This window comes from Hydrogenophaga sp. OTU3427, assembly GCF_038440225.1.
GTDB lineage: Bacteria > Pseudomonadota > Gammaproteobacteria > Burkholderiales > Burkholderiaceae_C > Hydrogenophaga.
Map to the genome: position 1 here is coordinate 1 of NZ_JASATI010000133.1, position 389 is coordinate 389.

At 62.2% G+C, this 389-nt stretch carries 1 protein-coding gene; it reads right to left on the reverse strand.

Annotated elements, in window-relative coordinates; translation table 11 throughout:
• Window positions 1-389: methylmalonyl-CoA mutase family protein (locus AAHB17_RS24610; RefSeq protein ID WP_342133693.1), on the reverse strand; the 389-nt coding region annotated here is incomplete at both ends.

The window sequence follows — 389 nt, forward strand, 5'->3', positions numbered from 1 at the left end:
ATGTCGTTGAACTGGATCTCCTGCGCGTGCAGTGAACGGCCCGAGGTCTGGATGTGGTACTTCAGCTTCTGGCTGCGTTCGTTGGCGCCGTACTTCTCCTTCATGGCCACGGCCCAGAGGCGGCGCGCCACGCGGCCCATCACGGTGTACTCCGGGTCCATGCCGTTGCTGAAGAAGAAGCTCAGGTTGGGCGCGAAGTCGTCGATGTGCATGCCGCGCGCCAGGTACGCCTCCACGAAGGTGAAGCCGTTGGAGAGCGTGAACGCGAGCTGGCTGATCGGGTTGGCGCCCGCTTCGGCGATGTGGTAGCCCGAGATCGACACCGAGTAGAAGTTGCGCACGTTGTGGTGCACGAAGTACTCGGCGATGTCGCCCATCACCTTCAATGA